The sequence below is a fragment of the Roseibium aggregatum genome, assembly GCF_014692675.1.
GTDB classification, from domain to species: Bacteria; Pseudomonadota; Alphaproteobacteria; order Rhizobiales; family Stappiaceae; genus Roseibium; species Roseibium aggregatum_C.
The window spans coordinates 229,770-249,486 of sequence record NZ_JABFCZ010000003.1; the positions used below are offsets into that span (position 1 = coordinate 229,770).

At 61.1% G+C, this 19,717-nt stretch carries 17 protein-coding genes; 10 read left to right on the plus strand and 7 right to left on the minus strand.

What is annotated here, in order from left to right; genetic code table 11:
- Positions 1-4 precede the first annotated feature (4 nt).
- Together HK439_RS03515 and HK439_RS03520 are read right to left on the minus strand one after the other, a co-directional pair.
- The gene (locus HK439_RS03515; protein ID WP_190289979.1) at positions 5-766 is read right to left on the minus strand and encodes an FKBP-type peptidyl-prolyl cis-trans isomerase; all 762 of its coding nucleotides are present in this window, start codon (positions 764-766) and stop codon (positions 5-7) included.
- 162 nt (positions 767-928) lie between these two features.
- Positions 929-2,131, minus strand: a complete 1,203-nt coding sequence (locus HK439_RS03520; RefSeq protein ID WP_190289980.1) for an alpha/beta fold hydrolase — start codon at positions 2,129-2,131, stop codon at positions 929-931.
- A gap of 161 nt (positions 2,132-2,292) precedes the next feature.
- Here HK439_RS03520 and HK439_RS03525 point away from each other — a divergent pair, with 161 nt between their 5' ends.
- The gene (locus HK439_RS03525) at positions 2,293-2,526 is read left to right on the plus strand and encodes a hypothetical protein (RefSeq protein WP_190289981.1); all 234 of its coding nucleotides are present in this window, start codon (positions 2,293-2,295) and stop codon (positions 2,524-2,526) included.
- 25 nt (positions 2,527-2,551) lie between these two features.
- Here HK439_RS03525 and HK439_RS03530 read toward each other — a convergent pair whose 3' ends face one another.
- Positions 2,552-3,442 carry an ROK family protein gene (locus HK439_RS03530; RefSeq protein ID WP_190289982.1) on the minus strand — a complete coding sequence of 297 codons (891 nt, stop codon included), beginning with the start codon at positions 3,440-3,442 and terminating at the stop codon, positions 2,552-2,554.
- A gap of 2 nt (positions 3,443-3,444) precedes the next feature.
- A complete protein-coding gene (locus HK439_RS03535; protein WP_190289983.1) occupies positions 3,445-4,149 on the minus strand; it encodes a class II aldolase/adducin family protein in 705 nt (234 codons plus the stop codon).
- A 452-nt stretch (positions 4,150-4,601) separates the two neighbouring features.
- On the opposite strand from HK439_RS03535, the gene HK439_RS03540 reads away from it, so the two are divergent.
- Positions 4,602-5,294 carry a hypothetical protein gene (locus tag HK439_RS03540; RefSeq protein WP_190289984.1) on the plus strand — a complete coding sequence of 231 codons (693 nt, stop codon included), beginning with the start codon at positions 4,602-4,604 and terminating at the stop codon, positions 5,292-5,294.
- Positions 5,295-5,529: 235 nt separating this feature from the next.
- On the plus strand, positions 5,530-6,486 hold the full coding sequence (locus HK439_RS03545; protein WP_190289985.1) for a DUF6030 family protein: 957 nt from the start codon (positions 5,530-5,532) through the stop codon (positions 6,484-6,486).
- Here the strand turns inward: HK439_RS03545 and HK439_RS03550 are convergent.
- The 3 genes from HK439_RS03550 to HK439_RS03560 all read right to left on the minus strand — a co-directional run bounded on the left by HK439_RS03550 (position 6,467) and on the right by HK439_RS03560 (position 9,099).
- On the minus strand, positions 6,467-7,390 hold the full coding sequence (locus tag HK439_RS03550) for a pirin family protein (protein ID WP_190289986.1): 924 nt from the start codon (positions 7,388-7,390) through the stop codon (positions 6,467-6,469). The genes HK439_RS03545 and HK439_RS03550 overlap by 20 nt on opposite strands.
- A 121-nt stretch (positions 7,391-7,511) precedes the next feature.
- Positions 7,512-8,123, minus strand: coding sequence for a thioredoxin family protein (locus HK439_RS03555; RefSeq protein WP_190289987.1), 612 nt, complete (start codon positions 8,121-8,123; stop codon positions 7,512-7,514).
- A gap of 94 nt (positions 8,124-8,217) precedes the next feature.
- Positions 8,218-9,099: a LysR family transcriptional regulator gene (locus HK439_RS03560; RefSeq protein ID WP_190289988.1), complete on the minus strand. Its 882-nt coding sequence runs from the start codon at positions 9,097-9,099 to the stop codon at positions 8,218-8,220.
- Positions 9,100-9,263: 164 nt separating this feature from the next.
- On the opposite strand from HK439_RS03560, the gene HK439_RS03565 reads away from it, so the two are divergent.
- The 7 genes from HK439_RS03565 to HK439_RS03595 all read left to right on the plus strand — a co-directional run bounded on the left by HK439_RS03565 (position 9,264) and on the right by HK439_RS03595 (position 19,707).
- A complete protein-coding gene (locus tag HK439_RS03565) occupies positions 9,264-10,763 on the plus strand; it encodes a CoA-acylating methylmalonate-semialdehyde dehydrogenase (RefSeq protein ID WP_190289989.1) in 1,500 nt (499 codons plus the stop codon).
- Positions 10,764-11,526: 763 nt separating this feature from the next.
- The gene (cydD, locus tag HK439_RS03570; RefSeq protein ID WP_190289990.1) at positions 11,527-13,296 is read left to right on the plus strand and encodes a thiol reductant ABC exporter subunit CydD; all 1,770 of its coding nucleotides are present in this window, start codon (positions 11,527-11,529) and stop codon (positions 13,294-13,296) included.
- On the plus strand, positions 13,293-14,975 hold the full coding sequence (gene cydC / locus HK439_RS03575) for a thiol reductant ABC exporter subunit CydC (RefSeq protein ID WP_190289991.1): 1,683 nt from the start codon (positions 13,293-13,295) through the stop codon (positions 14,973-14,975). Before cydD ends, cydC begins: the two co-directional genes overlap by 4 nt.
- Before the next feature lie 159 nt (positions 14,976-15,134).
- Positions 15,135-16,736 carry a cytochrome ubiquinol oxidase subunit I gene (locus HK439_RS03580; protein WP_190289992.1) on the plus strand — a complete coding sequence of 534 codons (1,602 nt, stop codon included), beginning with the start codon at positions 15,135-15,137 and terminating at the stop codon, positions 16,734-16,736.
- 4 nt (positions 16,737-16,740) lie between these two features.
- On the plus strand, positions 16,741-17,898 hold the full coding sequence (gene cydB, locus HK439_RS03585) for a cytochrome d ubiquinol oxidase subunit II (RefSeq protein ID WP_190289993.1): 1,158 nt from the start codon (positions 16,741-16,743) through the stop codon (positions 17,896-17,898).
- A gap of 11 nt (positions 17,899-17,909) precedes the next feature.
- Positions 17,910-18,023: a cytochrome bd-I oxidase subunit CydX gene (gene cydX, locus HK439_RS03590; RefSeq protein WP_190289994.1), complete on the plus strand. Its 114-nt coding sequence runs from the start codon at positions 17,910-17,912 to the stop codon at positions 18,021-18,023.
- Positions 18,024-18,375: 352 nt separating this feature from the next.
- Entirely contained in the window at positions 18,376-19,707 is a 1,332-nt protein-coding gene (locus HK439_RS03595) for a sensor domain-containing diguanylate cyclase (protein ID WP_190289995.1), read from the plus strand.
- The last annotated feature ends 10 nt before the right edge of the window (positions 19,708-19,717 follow it).

Consider the following 19,717-nt stretch of genomic DNA (forward strand, 5'->3'; position numbering starts at 1 on the left):
GCCCTCAGCAGAGCCAGCAGCTTTCCGGCAGGGAGGCTTGCGTCACTTCGTTGCCGGCCGCGATCCACTCGGTAATGCCTTTCTCGACATTGTCCACATTGGTGAAGCCGGCCTTGCTTGCGAGGTATTTCGACAGGGCGGAACTGCGGCTACCGGTCCGGCAGATGAAGACGACCTCGTCTCCAGGGCCCGAGATGACCTTCTGCAGCTCCGAACCGAAGCCTGGGTTCACATTGCCTTTCTCGTCGAAAAAGGTGATCAGGTGGCTGCCCGGAACGACGCCGGTCTGTTTCCATTCGTCCGGACGGCGGATGTCGATCACCGGAACGCCCGCTGCGATCTTCTGCTTCAGGTCGTCATTCGACAGATCCGAATACTTCTTGCCCTTGACCGCCAGCAGTTCCACTTCGAATTTCAGCGTCGCGTTGGGCGGGATGATGCCACCGGCTCCGTTTGCGCCATAGGCGAGTTCCGGCGGAATGATCAGTTCGCGCTTGCCGCCGACCTTCATGCCGACCACGCCCTGTTCCCAGCCCGGAATGACCCGCCGCTCGCCGAGCGTGAAGGAGAACGGCTGATTGCGGTCGTGGCTGCTGTCGAACTTGGTGCCGTCCATCAGCCAGCCGGTGTAGTGAACCGTGACCGTCTTGCCGACGTCGGCTTCCTCGCCGGTGCCTTTGACGATGTCCTTGATCTGAACTTCACCCGCTATGGCGGGTATCAGGAGCAGGGCGGAAAATAGGGCGGCAATCATGGGCCTGATCATGTCTTCCTCTTGGGGTTCTGGAGACGTGCGTTTCTTTGACAGGGACCACGCCTGAGCTTCAAGGCGAAGTCAAGGCGACGGCCGTGAAAAGGGAACCGGTGCGGCATCCGGTCCCGCGAAAGTGATGACGCGCGAAATCCGGTGCGACGCGTACCGGTATAATCAGCAGACGAAGCGTTCGATTTCGGCAAAAAACGTTGCCCATGCCGGCTCTCCTTCCAGAACGGCGTGATTGGCGCTTTCCAGCATCAAAAAGTCAGCGTCCTTTATACCGGCAGCAAGCTGGATCCCCTGATCGAGCGGTTGAACCCCATCGCCGCGCGCATGCAGAACGAGGGTCGGGACTTCGATCTGGCAAAGAAGGTCTGAAACATCGAATGCATCTACCGCGCGCCGCAACTTGGCAGCATTTTCCGGACTGGTGGTCTTGCGCTGCAAATCGGTGAGGCAGGCAATCTGGTCGCGGCTGCCTTCGGGGATATACATCGAGGCGAAAGCCTGCTGAAAGGGACCGGGTTTCCCCCAACCGTGGCGGATAAGTGTCAGCCAGGCCTGACCATTCTCCCGTTCATCGCTGGTTCCCCGGATCAGCCGGCCCTTGACGTATCCACCGTGCAGGATCAGGCGGCTGACGCGGTCGGGATGTTTCGCCGCGTAGGCAATTGCAATCGGCGCGCCTTGTGAGGTTCCGTATAGAGCGAAGCGATCCGGTACACCGGCCGCGGCCGCCACTGCCTCCAGGTCCTCAACGCAACGCTCGAGCGAGAAATCCGAGACCTCCCAGTCGGACAGGCCGTTTCCTCTCTGATCATATCTGATCAGCTGGAACCGTTCGCTGAGAGCTTGCAGGAAGGGATGCCAGAGCGGGCTCTGCCAGTCATGTTCAAGATGGGTGAGCCAGTGTGCGGCACGAATCACGGGATATCCGGCGCCAATCGTGGCGAAGGCGATCCGGGTGCCGTCTGCGGAATGGCAAAAGCGGACCCTTTGGGTCAACTCCTGCTCGTTCGCAGGATGGGCGTCGCCGCACTTCGTACTCGTGTCACCGTTGGTTTCAACCGTCGTGACATTGGCAACAAAGCGGAACCCCCGTCGAGCAATGGTCTTGATCAGCTTCTGTTCGGTTCCGTTGTCACCAATCGCGGACCTGGCTGCGCTGATCCGCGCGCTGATTGCGGAATCCGAGACAATGCGCCCATCCCAGATCGCTTCCACGAGCAGGTCCCGGGTGATCAATTCCTGCGGATGCTGCGCGAAAAACATCAGCATATCAAAAACTTGCGGCTCGACATCGACGTGCCGGCCATCGATCAGCAATTCGTGGCTCTCAGGACGCAGTTCGCAATTTTCAAAGAAATACCGCATGCCGCTTTTTACCACAGCAAACCCGTTTTTGGGGACGCGTGAGCGGGATCAGGAAAAAATCACAACTTCACAAGAGTTTCCAAAGCTCTTCCTCAAGCGCGACCGGGCGCGGTTTGAGACAGTTCGGCCATCGACATCATCCAGCCATCAGGAGACCAGCGATGACCGAGCATGAAACTGAAATCCGGCGCCTGCCGAACGGTGCAATCGATACGGACTTCTACATTCGCAAGTGCCATCGCGAACGCAGCGAGCGCGCCCATCAGGCTGTCGGAAAACTGGCACGCTTCTCGGGTCGCTGCGTGGGGGCGTTGCGGATGGCCGCCAAGGCTCTTGCATCAAGGAGCGCCCGGAGCGTCTGGTCCGGAACAGCGAGGCAACTGCCGCAAGCCTGAGCGCACTGTTTCTGGCTGGCGCCGCTTACCAGAGCCAGGCGGCGCCCCGGACACCCGAACTGTCCCCATGCCGCGCTTTTCGGATCGGCACCTCGTACACATCGGAAAAGACGTAAGGCATCATTGCGCCGGGCAGGTCGTCATAGAGCTCGTCGATGTTTGACATGCCGCCGCCGAGCACGAACACGTCCGGATCGAGGAGATTTGCCGACATGGCCAGTGCGCGCGCGAGCCGGTGGACGTAGGCCTCGTAGGCGGCGACCGCCATCGGCTCTCCGGCGCGCTTGCGCGTCATGATTTCATCGCCTTTCAGAAGCACGCCCGCGCGCTCCTGGTAATCGAGCTGAAATCCGGTGCCGGAACACCAGCGGTCGATGGCGCCCCTGTGACCGGTCCAGCTTTCCGGGCCGGGGAATTCATCGGCCGTCATCCAGGGTACAGGGATCGCGCCCCATTCGCCGCCGATGCCGTTGGCGCCCCGGTGGGCCTTGCCGTCGATCGCAATCCCGGAGCCGCAGCCGGTGCCAATGATGATCGCGTGAACCAGATGGGCGCCTGCGCCTGCGCCGTCGGTTGCCTCGGACACGGCAAGGCAATTGGCGTCGTTTTCAATGCGCACCGGCCGGCCGAGCCGCGCTTCGAGGTCCTTGTCGAGCGGCATGCCGTTCATCCAGGTGGAATTCGCGTTCTTCACGAGACCGGTTCCGGGCGAAATCGAGCCTGGAATGCCGAGGCCGATAGTGCCGGTCTGCCCGGTTTTCGCTTCGGCGCCGGTAATCAGGTCGGCGACGGTTTCGATACAGCCGCGGTAGTCGTCGCGCGGGGTCGGAACGCGCTTGCGGTAGATCTCCGCACCCGTTTCGCCAAGCGCGATGATCTCCATCTTGGTGCCGCCCCAGTCGATTCCGAGCCGCATGATCAGGCTCTTCTCACGGGCAGGTCGAAGGCGGCGCCGTGGGCGGCATCCATCTCGTCCGGCTGCTTGCCGTAATTTTTGAACTTCCGCAGGATCTCCGTCATTTCTGTTTCGCCCAGAATGTCCGGTTCGCCGACGGACAGGGCCGAAAGATACTGGTCGGCCAGTTCCTCCACGCCGTCCGCGACGCCAAGCGCCTTCTTCAGGGTCGCCCCGCAGGCGATCTGGCCGTGGTTTGCGAGCAGGCAGGCGCTACGGTCCCCGAGGGCCGCGATCATCACCTCGGAAAGCGCTGCCGTGCCGAAGGTGGCATAGGGCGCGCAGTCGATCCGGTCGCCGCCGGCCAGCGCCACCATGTAGTGAAAGGCCGGGATGCCCCGGTTGAGGCAGGCAAGGGCCGTCGCCCGCGGCGAGTGGCAGTGGACGACCGCACCTGCCTCCGGCTTGGCCTTGTAGATATCCATATGCATCCGCCACTCCGAAGAGGGCAGGGTATCGCCGGAGTAGGTTCCCGCCAGATCCATCGCCACAATCAGCTCTTCGGTCAGGTCCGCATAGGGAATGCCGGACGGCGTGACCAGAAACCCGTCCGCCGTGCGGGCGCTGACATTGCCTGACGTCCCCTTGGTCAGGCCTTTGATCGGCAGGGCACGGGCGGTTTCGATGATCTCCCGGCGGAGCGCCGGCGTGTCGGTCGGGAAGGGCAAGTGCGGAATCCAAGGCTCAGAAACTGGAGATGCATCATGTAAACGGCAGCGGGTTGACCGTGCAAGGGGCGCTTTCGCCGAAATCGCCCGCAGGCTCCTGCCGGTAAAAAGTGACTTTACGTTCGTTATTTAGGGTCAGGACTCATTAATTTTGCACATTCTGTTTGCCAGGGAAGGTTGGAATGAGCGTAAAAGCGAGCGCAGGACAGGTTTGTCCCTATCCAAGCTCGATTTTACGGTCAGGCCGGCCTTCCCTGGCAAACCCGAAGGGCGGGGCGTCTTTGCCCCCTGACAGCGTTAGAGACCCTTGAAAACCGATTGGTTTCCTTCGGCTCTCTGCCTTGTCAGCAGACAAAGCCACTCCCGCAGAATGCGTAAAATTAATGGGTCCTGACCCTAAGGTTGTGTTTGTGCTATACTGCGCGCTTTCCCGATCCTGTATGGAGGGAAGCATGAACGGTGCAGGACGTTTTTTCATCGGCGTGCTCGGCGGACTGGCCGCCTCCGCGTCGAAGGTTCTGGCTCTCGATGTCGAGCGCCTCGGCCGTCTGGTCGAAACCGGAAATTTCGAAAACATGAGCGATCTCCTGGGCACCATCTATATCGTGACGCCGATATTGATGTTTCTGGGGGGGCTGATTGCCTGGGCTTCGGCCGAAAACCATCGCATGAAGCTTCTGGCGATCGGATGCGCGGCGCCGGCAATGATCGCTCCGTGGACGGCTGCAAAACTGGATCCCATGAAAACGAGCTTTGTGCCGGAATTGGTCACCTCGGCCTATGCCCAGACGAAAGTCGAGACAAGGCAGTCGGGCACCTATGTGACCGGTCTTAAGGCGCTGCTGGGGCTCGAGACCCCGAAAAACAACCGTTATTGGGTGGTCGTGGGATCGCGAACGGATCTCGGCGAAGCCCGGAAATACGCGGCCATGATCAATGCCATCGATCCGGGCATGAAGGCGTTCGTAGGGGAAAAGCGGCCGGGTAACGAGTTTTACCCGATCATCGTCGGCGGGCCCGAGGCCTTCTATCCCCTGGACAAGGCCAACGATCTGAAAAACCGGGCCACCAAAATCAGCATCATTCCGGACGATGCCTATTTGTCCAACTATGTAACGCCGATACCGAGGCCCGAAGCCCGATAGAAAACGGCCGGACCGTGTTGCGGAGAAACGCGTCTCTCCACGCCCGGCCGTGCCGCGTATCCGGGCCCGCACAACGAGGCCTGTCCGACTGCGCGTTTGCGGCCGCACAGCCTGAAAAGCCGGTTCTTTCTGTTCATCTTCCCGCGCCGGTCAGAGGCAGGGGATGTTTCTCGGCCGCAAGACAGGGTAATACGGTGCGGGGCGTCGAGACAGCGTGCATATGAAACGCGGGTTTATGAAATTGTTGCAGGATCGGCTGGTCAACTGGACCCGGCCGCGCGGGGCCCCGGACAAAACGGCCAGGCGGATCTATTCTGCGCGTTTCCATGCCGACCGCCAGCGGTTGCGCTGGGGGCATGAGGAGGAGGCCGCGCTCCGGTCGAAGACCGGTTTGAAACCGGGACCGAAGCTTGCCGGGCGGTTCGGCGATTCGCGGTCATGGCTTCCCGACCGCAGGAAAACGCTTTTCTACGGTCTGCCGCTCTTGATTTGCGTTGCCGCCGTCGCAGTTCTGTTTGCGATAGGGCGCAGGGAACCGGCCCCGCCGCCGGTTGAAAAAAAAGCAAGCCTGCCGGATCCGCTCGCCGGCTATCCGGAGAAGGTGAAGCGGGAACTTCTTGCCCCGGAAGCACGCGTGCCTGCGACCCTGAAATTGACCTTCACCGGAAAGCCGGAGGACCTGTGCAAGGAGCTGGCGGCTCTCGGGCTTGAAAACAACGGCTGGCGGCGCGCCGCCTTTTCCGGTGACCGGTGGCAATGCAATTCAGACCTGGTGGCGCTGACGACGCCGAGCGTCGACTACGGGCCGGCCACGCTGTTTTTCCTGATGCGCGGGCCGGATGCCGAAACGGTCGATTATTTGCGGCTCAAGCTCAATGTCGAGGACCCGAAGCAAATGAAAATCGGCCAGGATGCGGTCCGGCTCGTGATCCGGGCCCTGTCCGACCGATATGCCTGGGCCGTTCCGGACAAGGTTCTGGACGCCATTGCGCATTTCAAGCGGCTGGAAATGACGGACAGGGGCGTCCGCCTTTCGGTCGCGCCGGAGGATCCGGACCTGACGGGCGATCCGGCAGCCCGCCAGCGGCTCAATATCATCATCGATTTCGGCAAGCCGGATCTGATCCGCGCGGCAAAGGAATTCGAACGGCCGCCGCAAAAACGGCGCGGCCCTATTCCGGCAGTGGAATGAAATCCTTTTCGTCGCCCGGAACCGTATCGAAGCGGCCCTGGCGCCAGTCTTCCTTGGCCTGTTCGATCCGTTCCTTCGACGAGGAAACGAAGTTCCACCAGATGTAGCGCTTCTCGCCCATGGCTTCGCCGCCCAGGAGGACGAAACGGGCCGGCTCCTGTCCGGTATTTTCGATCACCAGCCGGTCGCCCGGCTTGAATACGAGAAGCTGCGCCGGATCGAATGCCTGTCCGGCAATCGTGACCTGGCCCGAGATCGTGTAGAGGCCGCGCTCCTCATGGGCAGCGTCCATCGGCATCCGGGCGCCCGGATCCAGCCGGACATCGGCGTAGAACATCTCCGAGGCGGTGTTCGCAGGCGCCTTGTGGCCGAAGAGATCTCCGGCAATCAGCTTGACCGCGGCTCCGCCATCGGCAAATTCGGGCTGCGCCTCGCTCGGCAGGTGTTCGAAGCTCGGGTCGCCCTCTTCCAGGTGTTTCGGCAGCGCGACCCAGCTTTGCAGTCCGAACAGCGGTCTCGACGCCGCCTTGCGTTCGGGGCGTTCGCGTTCCGAATGCACGATGCCCTTGCCGGCGGACATCCAGTTGAGCGCGCCCGGGGTGATCGCCTGTTCGGTGCCCAGGCTGTCGCGGTGATAGACCTCGCCTTCGAACAGATAGGTCAGCGTCGCCAATCCGATATGCGGATGCGGGCGGACATCGATCCCGCCGCCGACCAGCAGTTCGGCGGGCCCCATCTGATCGAAGAAGATGAAGGGTCCGACCATGCGGCGGCGGACGGAGGGCAGGGCTCGGCGCACTTCGAACCCGCCAAGATCGCTGGTCCGAGGCACGATAATGGTTTCAATCGGGTCGCAAGAGGTCGGGTCTCCCGGGATCGGGTCCGGTCCGTTAATCCAGCTCATCGTGTGTCTCCAATAAACATGTTGAGCTGAATCTAGGGCACGTACCGATCCTTCGCCACTGAACGGATTGTTCAACGGGCATCATGATGCGGCAGGAATCTTATTCTTGCGGAATCATCCGTCACCAGATGTCGACGTCCTTGCCTTCCGCCCTGAGCCTGGCGGCTCGGTCGTCCAGATAACGCTGGAAGTCGCCGCCGTTTTCATAGGCATCTTCGGCGATGAAATGCATCATCGTGTCGAAGTGGAACGGCTTGAAATAGCCGGGCATCACTATGACCGCCCGCTCTTTGGCGTTGCCGGACCCGTCGATCGCCTCCTTCGGGATGAAGATCAGCGTCGGGGTAAAGGTCACGCCCCATTTGCGCACCAGGGCGCGCTCCTCCATCGCGGTTCCGTCCATGTCGGTCACTTCGCGGGAGCCGCGCATGTCGAGTTGTTCGACCAGGTAATTGGCTTTCATGTAATCGACGATTTGCGGAATGCGCAGGTTGACCTGGTGCATCTCCCGGCAGTAGGGGCAGCCGGGCTGTTCGACGATGATAAGAAGATCCTTGCCTTCATCGGCGGCCGTTGCCAGGTCGTCTTCCAGTTCCAGAAAGCCCTCGTAGAACCAGTCCTGAATGTGCAGGCCGTTGTCGCCGAGCTTCGGTTCGGGCAGGCGGTCTGAAGCTGACGCGCCGGTTGCGAATAAAAGGCCGGCGATCGCGAAGAATGAAGTGAGAATGCGCATGGCAGCTCCTCCTGTGCCACGGTTTTTCTCATCCTAACTCATACAGGCGGCCTCTTCGGATCACATTCCCGCGCGCGGCGTTGCCTCAAGACGCCTAAACGAAAATCTGCCTTTCCCGCGCGACCAGTCCGCCGATGAATTCCAGCACCGCATTTACATGCCTGAGCGGCCGGGTGCTTTCGTGCGACACGGTCCAATAGGCCCGGTTGATCACCTTGTCGGGCAGGACCTGTTCCAGTTCCGGATCGCCCTTTGCGATGAACGTGTGCAGGATGCCGATGCCCGCGCCCGACCGCACGGCTTCCGTTTGTCCCAGCGCCGAGGCGATCTCGAACCGTGCCGGCCACTCCTTGAAGATCTCCGCGGCGTAGTTGAGCGAGGGCGAATAGACCAGGTCGTCGACATAGCCGACAAGCTGATGGGACATCAGGTCGGCGGGTGCCTGCGGGGTGCCGTTGGCGGCGAGGTAGGTTTTCGAGGCATAAAGGCCGAGGGAATAGTCGACGAGTTTCCGGGCAACCAGCCGGCCGTGTTCCGGGCGGTCGACGGTAATCGCGATATCGGCTTCCCGCCGGGACAGGGAGAACGAGCGCGGCACCGGTACCAGTTGCACCGTGATATCCGGATAGGTCCGGCTGAGCTCGCCGAGCCTCGGGGCGAGAAAGGCGACGCCGAACCCGTCCGGCGCACCGATCCGGACCGTTCCGGAAATGGCGACGTTGGTGTCGGCAATCTGTGACTGGGCGGCCAGCATCTCCGCTTCCATGCGTTCCGCATTCACGAGAAGCTGCTCGCCTTTTGCGGTCAGAACGCAGCCCGAGGTCGAGCGGTCGAAGAGTTTGGTCCGCAGATCGCCTTCCAGCGCGGTCAGGCGGCGGGCGACGGTGGCATGATTGACGCCGAGCCGCCTGGCGGCGGCCAGGATCTGGCCGGAGCGGGCCACGGCGAGAAAGATGCGAATGTCGTCCCAGTTCATGGCAGACTGTGGGTGAGAGCTATCATTGCTTTAGTTTTTGCACATTGGGTGCGGAAATCATACGCTTGTTTGCGACAAAAATAAAAGGCAATAAAGGCAAAGACAATTTGGCGCCCGTTTAATCTCGATATGGAATACGGAGCGCCTGTTCAGGGAGAAACGCTATGCAGACCATTGGGCATTTCATCGGCGGCAAGCTCGTAGAGGGCACCTCCGGCCGCTTTGCAGACGTCTACAATCCGGCAACCGGCGAAGTTCAGGCGAAGGTCGCGCTGGCGTCCAAGGCTGAAATGGATGCAGCCGTCGCCAATGCGGCCGCCGCGCAGCCGGCATGGGCTGCGACCAATCCGCAGCGCCGCGCCCGCGTGCTGATGAAGTTCGTCGATCTTCTGCATCGGGACATGGACAAGCTGGCCGAAGCGCTGTCGCGCGAACACGGCAAGACGCTGCCGGACGCCAAGGGCGACGTGATCCGCGGTCTGGAAGTGGCCGAGTTCTGCATCGGCGCGCCTCATCTGCTGAAAGGCGAGTTCACCGAAGGCGCCGGTCCGGGCATCGACATCTATTCCCTGCGCCAGCCGCTCGGCGTGGTCGCCGGTATCACCCCGTTCAACTTCCCGGCCATGATCCCCATGTGGAAGTTCTGCCCGGCCATCGCGGCGGGGAATGCCTTCATCCTGAAGCCGTCCGAGCGCGATCCGTCCGTGCCGATCATGCTGGCCGAACTGATGATCGAAGCCGGCCTGCCGGCCGGTATCCTCAACGTCGTCAACGGCGACAAGGAATCTGTCGATGCGATCCTGGACGATCCGGAAATCCAGGCGGTCGGTTTCGTCGGCTCCACCGCGATTGCTGAATACGTCTATACCCGCGGCTGCGCCAACGGAAAACGCGTGCAGTGCTTCGGCGGCGCCAAGAACCACATGATCATCATGCCGGATGCGGACCTGGATCAGGCCGCCGATGCCCTGATCGGCGCCGGTTACGGCGCGGCCGGTGAGCGCTGCATGGCGATCTCCGTGGCCGTTCCGGTCGGTGAGACGACCGCCAATGCGCTGATGGCAAAGCTTGCTCCACGGGTCGAAGCCCTGAAGATCGGCCCCTATACGGCCGGCGACGATGTCGACTTCGGTCCTCTGGTCACCAAGGAAGCCCTTGCCCGCGTGAAGGGCCTGGTCGACCAGGGCGTCAAGGAAGGCGCCAACCTGGTCGTCGACGGCCGCAACTTCACCATGCAGGGCTATGAAAACGGCAACTTCATGGGTGGCTGCCTGTTCGACAACGTCACCAAGGACATGGAGATCTACAAGACCGAGATCTTCGGTCCGGTCCTGTCGGTTGTGCGCGCAGGCGATTATGAAGAAGCGCTCGATCTGGCCATGAGCCACGAATACGGCAACGGCACCGCGATCTTCACCCGCGATGGCGACACCGCCCGCGATTTTGCCTCGCGGATCAACATCGGCATGGTCGGCATCAACGTGCCGATCCCCGTGCCGCTGGCCTACTACACCTTCGGCGGCTGGAAGCGTTCCGGTTTCGGCGATCTCAACCAGCACGGCCCGGACGCCTTCCGTTTCTATACCCGGACGAAGACCGTCACTTCGCGCTGGCCGTCGGGGCTCAAGGACGGTGCCGAATTCGTCATTCCGACGATGAAATAAACCGAACGAATAAAATTGAGGCCATCCTCCCGGCCTCACCCTCTGGAGCGGCAGGTTTCTGCCGCTCTTTTTTTATCCGGCTTCGCAATTTTTATGAGACGCACAAAAAAAAGCCGGCGGGGGGACGCCGGCCTTGTGAAGTGGTGCAAATACCCTGGTGACGTACGCATATCCCCAAGGCGAAATCTCCCTGTGGCCGTCTCAATGAGAAAGCCGCGAAGGTGATCCAGAGTCTCGAAAGGTCGTGAAATGGAACTTTCGAGAACGTATGCATAACAGCATACGTCATTTAGGTTTTCACCCCTACGAATTAGGGGGTATTCGTCAGGAAATTGAGTCTTGGGTTGTGACCCTAGGACGTCAGGTCGCAGTCTCCGGAATGAAATCGGATCGTATCGCGCGGGGTTCAATGGCGCGCGTGCGCCAGAAGCCTGACAAACATATTCAATATCAATTGTTTATCCTGTTTAGGTCGGCCGAAACCTTATCATTCCTGCAATCGGGGGATAGTCCCGTTTCATCCGGAGCCGGTGTCTCCGTTCCCGTTATCCGGACAGGCGAACCTTCCAATTGCCGTGTAAATATGCTGAAAGGCCACTGGAGGGCAAAGAAGCCGGTCTTCGATCCGGTTTCAGGGGCATGAGCCGGCAATGAAAACGAGGGACGGACGATTGACGCGGAGACTGGCCCCCTTTGGCGCCCAAGGGCTTCACGATGCGCCACCCTCGAGAAACAAAAGACCTGCGTCGGGCAAGAGACAGGCATGACCGGTTCCGCAGCAAAAGGCGCCGCCGACACCGAGGGGCAGGAAGAACCGGTCGCCGACCTGGTTCCCGCCGAAAAGCGTCTTGTCCGCAGGGCCGGATGGTTGCTCTCGATCTCCGATCTGTTGTGGATCGGGCAGGCTGCCTTGCTGAGCCTGGTCATTTCCGAATTCGTCGCCGGCAGGCCTCAGGCCGGACTTCTCACATTGGTCGCACCGGCAGCCGTCGGTTTCATCGCCCTGGCCGGGGTACGGCAGTGGCTTGGACTGAGAGCGGCGTCCGCCGCGCGGTCGGCTGCCCGGGCCGTGAAGACAAGGGTACGGACCACGCTGCTCAACGCCATCGCACACAGTTCCCCGGCAGCGTCCCTGCCGTCCAGCGGCCATGTGGCGGCCATGCTGGGCGAACAGGTCGATGCGCTTGGCCCCTACCTCGGCAACTTCTATCCGCAGCAGTTCCGGTTGAAGATCGTCCCGCTCGGCATCCTTGCGGCAACGCTTTGCGTGAGCTGGCTGGCTGCGGTCATTCTCATGGTCGCAGGACCGGTCATTCCGCTGTTCATGGCGCTGATCGGGATCAGGGCGAAAGCGGCGAGCCAGGGACAGCAGGAAGAGCTGACCCGCATGAGCGGTTTTCTGCTCGACCGGGTGCGCGGCCTGGAAACCCTCCGGCTGTTCGGCGCGCTCGGCCGGACCGAAGCGGAAATCGGCCGGGTCGGCGAAGCCTTCCGGACCGGCACGATGCGGGTTCTCAAAATCGCCTTCCTGTCGTCCACAGTGCTGGAGCTGTTCAGCGCCCTGGGCATTGCCTTCGTCGCCGTCTATGTCGGCTTCTCGCTGTTGGGCAGCGTGACTGCCGGCACCTGGGGGGCGCCGCTGACCTTCGGCGGCGGCTTCTTCGTTCTGCTGCTGGCGCCGGAATTCTTTGCGCCGCTTCGCGCTTATGCCGCCGCCTATCACGACCGGGCCGCGGGCCTGGCGGCAAAGGAAAAGCTGCAGGAGCTCTATTCCGGGATTGTCGCCCAGGGCCTGCAGTCGGGACCGCCAGAGGGCTCAGCCAAGGCGGATGAAAAGCCGTCCGCGCCGGCGCCTCGGCAAACCCATGCACCCGAAATCAAGCTCGATCACGTGTCTGTCACGTTCGGCGGCAAGAGCATCATTCGGGATTTCTCACTCGAAATACCATCCGGTGAGACCGCGATCCTCACCGGGCCAAGCGGTGCCGGCAAGACGACGCTTCTCGACTGCCTGCTCGGTCTGCATCGACCCGACAGCGGGCGGATCTTCATCGACGGCAAGGACCTCCTGACGCTCGACCTTGGGCGTTGGCGGCAGGAAATCTGCTGGATCGGTCAGCACCCGCGCCTGTTCCACGGTTCTTTACGCGCAAATCTCCTGCGTGCGGATCCGGATGCCTCGACCGAGGACATGATGCTGGCGGTCCGTCTCGCGGGAGCCGCCGCTCTGGTGGAAAGCCTGCCGCGCGGTCTGGAGACGATCATCGGCGAAGACGGCTTCGGCCTGTCCGTCGGCGAGAAACGCCGGATTGCACTGGCGCGGGCAGCGCTCAGAAAGACCGCCGGCCTGATCCTGGCCGATGAGCCGACCGCGGGCCTCGATGATCAAACGGCAATAGACGTCATTGCAGGCCTGAAAAAGATGGCGGCTGGCCGGACGCTGATCCTTGCAACCCATGACCCGAAGCTTATGTCTGTTCCGGGCACCCGGATCGAGCTGGACGCCGCCCATCTGTCGGAGGCAAGCGCATGAGCCCACTCCGCCGGATCGTCGTATGGCAATGGCGCCATTCGCCCGCAGCCTTCCTGTCGGGAATCGTCATCGCACTGATCCCCGCCCTTGCCGGCATTGCACTCCTCGGCGTGGCCGGATGGTTCATCACGGCGGCGGCTCTTGCCGGGCTTGGCCTGTTTGCTTTGAACGTCTTCATGCCGAGCGCGCTGATCCGGGCGTTGGCAATTGCGCGCACCGCCGGCCGCTACGGCGAGCGCATCCTGACCCACGACGCCACCTTCCGCTTCCTGACCAACCTGAGAAAGCGCATTTTCCAGGGCCAGGCGGCCAGGATCGGCGACGGGACCCGCCCGGCGCGCAGCGGCGCGGCCCTCAATCGGCTGACCTCGGATATCCAGGCGCTGGATGCGGTCTACCTCCGCCTGATCGTCCCGGCGGTTCTGTGTCTGGTCACCGGGCTTCTGGTGATCGCATGGGTCCTGAAGCTTGCACCCGTCGCCGGTCTCGGGATTGCGGGCTTTGTGGTCTGGGGGGCGGCCTTCTGCGGCTATCTTCTGAAAAACCGTCATGTGGAGGCCGCGCGCCGCCAGGAAGCAGCCCACGAAGCCATGCGGCTCAGAAGCGTCGATCTGGTGGCCGGGCGAAGGGATCTGGCGGTCTACGGCGGACTTGAGCAAAGCGCGCATGCGATCTTGAAGGCGGAAGAACGGCTGGCGGCCGCGGGCGAGGAAATCGAGGCGCGAACGGCCCGCTTCCTGTCCCTGCATGGCTTCGCGGGGCAGTTCTTCCTGGCTGTGACGCTGGTGCTGGTGAGCGCCCTGATGATCCGCGGAAACCTTGCGCCGGTCTGGGGCGTGACCCTGATCCTGGTCGCGACCGCGCTTCCCGAAGTGCTCGGCGCGTTGGTGCCCGGACTGGCCAACCTGCAGAGGACACGCCTTGCCGCAAGACGGGCCGCCGACGGCGCCCACGAGAGCGATAATGCCGGTGGGGCGGAAGTTGCATCGATTGACCGGAAGACCGTGACGGACCCCGTCCTGTCCTTCAGGTCGGTAACCTTCGCCTATCCGGGGGCGGAAACCCCGGTCCTGTCGGATTTTTCCTTCGACATTGCAAAGGGCGAGACGCTGGCTCTGACCGGCAGGAGCGGTTGCGGCAAGTCGACGGTGTCCGCCATCGCATCGAGGCTTCTCAATCCGCAGGGCGGTTCGGTGACGCTTTGCGGACAGGATCTGCAGACCATTCCGGAAGAAGAGCTGCGCAGCACGATCACGGTCCTGGGGCAGAAGCCCTATCTCTTCAACGACACGGTCGCGGCCAACCTGAGGATCGCGATGCCGGCGGCCACGGATGATGAATTGTGGGCTGCTCTGGACATGGCGGCACTGGGCGCGCGGATCCGCGGCAGCGAAAGCGGCCTGGAAACGGTTCTGGGCGAGGGCGGCCTGGGTCTGTCCGGCGGCGAACAGCGGCGCCTCGGTCTGGCGCGCGCCTACCTGACCCGGCCGGTGCTCTTCATTCTCGATGAAATGACGGAAGGCCTGGACGAGAAAACCGCGAAGGACGTTCTCGACCGCTTCGAGGAATTCCGCGGAGACGCCAGTGTTCTGATGATCGCGCACAAGCGGATGGAGATTGACCGCGCCGACCGGGTCCTGGGACTCCGTGACGCGGAAAAGAGTCTGGCCGCCGAATAGGCGCGGCTTTATTTGTTAGTTTCAATAAGGCGAAACAAGCGCCTTCGGGAGGAAGCAGTCCCGCTGCGGTCGGCACACGCAAAGTTTGCAATCTGACCGCAGTATGATCTTCTGTTGCCGGATTCGGAATCCCGCTCCGGCCAAACCCGAGGTATCGCAATGGAACTTGATATCGTCAGCCTGTCCAGGCTGCAGTTTGCGATGACGGCGCTCTACCATTTCCTGTTCGTGCCGTTGACCATAGGCCTTTCCATCCTGCTTGCGACCATGGAGACGGTCTACGTCATGACCGGGCGCGAAGTCTGGAAACGCATGGTCAAATTCTGGGGGACGCTGTTCGGGATCAACTTCGTGCTCGGGGTAGCCACGGGCCTGACCATGGAGTTCCAGTTCGGCATGAACTGGAGCTACTACAGCCAGTATGTGGGCGATGTCTTCGGCGCGCCGCTGGCCATCGAAGGGCTGATGGCCTTTTTCCTGGAGGCGACCTTCGTCGGGCTGTTCTTCTTCGGCTGGGACAAGCTGTCGAAGCGTCAGCATCTGGCGGCCACCTGGGCGGTCGCCATGGGCACCAACCTGTCGGCGCTGTGGATCCTGATCGCCAACGGCTGGATGCAGCATCCCGTCGGCAGCGAATTCAATCCGCAGACCATGCGCATGGAAGTGACCAGCTTCTACGAGGTGCTCTTCAATCCGGTGGCCCAGGCCAAGTTCGTGCATACGGTTTCGGCCGGCTATGTCACCGCATCGCTTTTCATTGTCGGCATATCGGCCTGGTATCTGCTGAAGGGCAGACATATCGAGATCGCGCGGCGTTCGATCGCCGTCGCCGCCGCCTTCGGTTTCGCCTCGGCCCTGTCCGTCGTCGTCCTTGGAGATGAAAGCGGTTACGAGGCGAACCTGAATCAGAAGATGAAGCTGGCGACCATCGAGGCCATGTGGGAGACCGAGCCGGCTCCGGCGTCCTTCAATCTCATCGCCATCCCGGACATGGAGGCGAGGGACAACAGCTTTGCCATCGAGGTCCCCTATGTCATGGGACTGATCGCCACCAGGTCGCTGACCAAGGAAATTCCGGGCATCAAGGAACTGGTTGAAAGGTCGAAGGACCGGATCCGCCAGGGTGTCATCGCCTGGGAGGCCTTGCAGAAGATCCGCGCGGCGGACGATGCGGGGCAGACAGTCGACGAGGCGGTGCGCAACGATTTCGTCATAAACCAGCACAATCTCGGCTACGCCTATCTTTTGATGCCCTTCGCCAAGGACCTGACGAAGGCCACTAACGAGGAGATCGACGCGGCCGCCTGGTCCGCCGTTCCGAACATCTGGCCGATGTTCTACGGTTTTCGGATCATGGTTGCCTGCGGCTTCTTCTTCATCCTGCTGACCGGCGTGTTCTTCTTCCTCGCCTCCACGGGCAAGGTGGAAGGCCTGCGCTTCAAGGGGCGCTGGCTGCTGCATGTCGCGGTCCTGTCGATCCCGCTGCCTTGGATCGCCTGCGAAATGGGCTGGTTTGTCGCCGAATACGGCCGCCAGCCCTGGATCATCGAGGGCATGCTGCCGACACATGCGGCCGTTTCCAGCCTGTCCGTCACCGAGGTTCTGCTGACACTGGCCGGCTTTGTCGCCCTCTACAGCACGCTTCTCGTGATCGAGGTCTCCCTGATGCTGAAATACATCCGAAAAGGGCCCGACGACGGCGGAGAGCCCGAAGCGATGCCGGCCCGGACCGGCGGCATGTCCTCTATCGCAGCGGAGTAGACCGATGATCCTTCATGAACTGATCGACTATTCGACGTTGAAGCTGATCTGGTGGCTGCTTCTGGGTATCCTTCTGATCGGCTTTGCCGTAACCGACGGCTTCGACATGGGGGTCGGCACCCTGCTGCCCTTCGTGGGCGAAACCGATACCGAGCGCCGTGTGGCCATCAATTCCATCGGCGCCACCTGGGAAGGCAACCAGGTCTGGTTCATCCTTGGCGGCGGTGCGATCTTCGCCGCCTGGCCGCCGCTTTACGCCATCAGCTTTTCCGGCTTCTACCTGGCGATGTTCATCGTGCTGGCGGCAATGATCCTGCGGCCCGTGTCGTTCAAGTACCGCTCCAAGCGGCCCGACCCGTCCTGGCGCAACGGCTGGGACTGGGCGCTGTTCGTCGGCTCCTTCGTGCCGGCGCTGGTGTTCGGGGTGGCGGTCGGCAACGTCCTTGAAGGCGTGCCCTTCACCCTCGACCGGGACTTGAGAATGACCTACGAGGGCTCGTTCTTCGGGCTGTTCACGCCGTTCTCGCTACTGTGCGGCCTCTTGTCCGTTTCCATGCTGGTCATGCACGGCGGGGCCTGGCTGGGGTTGAAGACCGACGGCATCGTCGCGGTCAGGGGGCGCCGCTACGGCACGGTTGCCGCCTTCGCCGCCCTGGTGCTGTTCGCCCTCGGCGGCTATCTGGTCTATTCCGGCTATGTCGAAGGCTACCGGATCACCTCCGAGATCGACCCCAACATGCCGGCCAATCCGCTGTTCAAGAAGGCGGTGATCGAGGGCAGCGCCTGGATGGCAAATTATTCCACCTATCCGTGGATGATGATCGCGCCGGCGCTGGGCTTTTTAGGCACGTTCGGTGCGCTGATCGGGCTGCAGACCCGGCTGGAGATGCTGACCTTCGCCTGCTCCAAGCTGGCGGTCTTCGGCATCATTTCCACCGTCGGCGTCTCGATGTTTCCCTTCCTGCTGCCGAGTTCGGTACAGCCGGATGCGAGCCTGACCGTCTGGGATGCATCGTCGAGCCACCAGACCCTGTTCAACATGCTGGTGGCGACGGTGATCTTCCTGCCCCTGGTGCTGGCCTATACCGCCTGGGTCTACAAGGTCCTGTGGGGCAAGGTCGACGAGGCCACCATCGAACGCGACAACGACACGGCATATTGAGGAGAAACGACATGTGGTATTTCGCCTGGATCCTAGGCATGCCGCTGGCATGCTGCCTCGCGGTTCTCAATGCCATGTGGCTGGAACTGCGCGCCAAGGACGAAGAGGTCCGTAACGGCCGGTAGATTTGGGACGCCCACACGCGAGGCGGAAAACAAAGGGCTCGCAGACTTAGTGTGCTTATCGCAGATAAGGTTCGTAGTGTATTGCGCCACGAGCCAATTAATTTGGCTGCCGCGCCTGTTGCAGAGCATTTGGTTTTTTACTGTTGTTCAATTTTTTCCGGCCGCGTATCCAGGACACATCATGCTGCGAATTTGAAAGGCATTGGAATGGTGGCCGGCAAGATTAATTTTATTAAAATTAGAATTAACAATGTAAATTTTTTAAAAATGGAGCGCGTAACCCTTAAATATATTTTAAAGGTATGTTTGTTCAATATTTTTGTAGTTTGCCGGAAGAGTCCAGGGGGTCGTTTTGTTACGTTTATTGAAAGCCAAATCTTTCCGATTTTGGATTGGGCTTGGTGCATTTTTTGCCCTGGCACCTCTCATTTTGTCGGCCGTTGGTGGCTATACGCTGCTGAATTATGGTGTCATCGCTGCTTTTCAGGACGTTGCGGAGCGCCAGCGGGTGCAGGTCGTTCCGGTGCAGAACTTACGCATTTTGCTGTTGGACACGCTCGCGCCGGTTGATGAGTTCTTGGACGGAGCCGATGCGACGCGGCTGGAATACCGGGCGCTTCGAACGCAGATCGAAACCGGCTTCTCTGCTCTCGACAAGAGCCTTCAGTCCGAACCTGAGGCCAGGGACCTGCTGGCGCGCGCGAGAGAGGACTGGAGTGCTGCGGACGATGACGCCAACGAATTGATTTCAGTGTCCGTTCAGGCCGGAGATGCCGATGCCCTCGTGCAGGTGCAGCGTTTTCACGGTCAGATTGCATCGGCAACCGATAAACTGATGGCGGTCTACCGGCAACTTTTCGAAAAGATCGAAAATGATCACGACGGGGCACATTTGTATTATGAGCGATCGCTATGGATCGCTGGTATCGCCGGCGGGGTTTCTTTGTCGATGGTCATCGGCGGTATTGCCCTCGTAAGTCGGATAATGGCAACCAGCGTTGATCGTCTAGTTGATGGTGCGGAACGGTTTGCCGGAGGGGACCGGGACTATCGGATCGAGGTTCAAGTCCCGCACGAACTACACCGTGTCGCGGAAGAATTTAACCGCATGATTACGCGGATTCAGGACTATGAAGTCACCCTTGCCGATCTGGCGCACACGGATAGCCTTACCCATTTGCCCAATCGCCGCGCCTTCGATGCGGCTCTGAATGAGGTGCTCGCTGAGGCGAAGCAGATGGGTAAAACTTGCGCCCTGATGATATTGGATATCGATTACTTCAAGCGTATCAACGATACCTATGGCCATGCGGCTGGTGACGCGGTCCTGCGGGAACTTGGGTTGGTCATGGCCAGGCACCTGCGACCGTCCGACAGATCTTTTCGCATTGGTGGCGAGGAATTTTCAATCCTTTTGCCTGGTGCGGATTTGACGACAGGTATCGCAACCGCTGAACGTCTTCGTCAAGCAGTCGAATTACATGATTTCACTTACAAGGATATTTCAATAAAATTGACGGTCAGCATCGGAGTTGCGGACACAAATGACTGCTTCGATAGCCTTAGCCTTGTCGAAGCAGCTGACGCAAGGCTCTACGAGGCTAAGCGCTCCGGCAGGAACCGGGTTTTGGCAAGTCCGGAAAACCCTGTGGAAGCAGGGCGCCGCAGTGGTTCAACTTTATAAAAAATAGGGA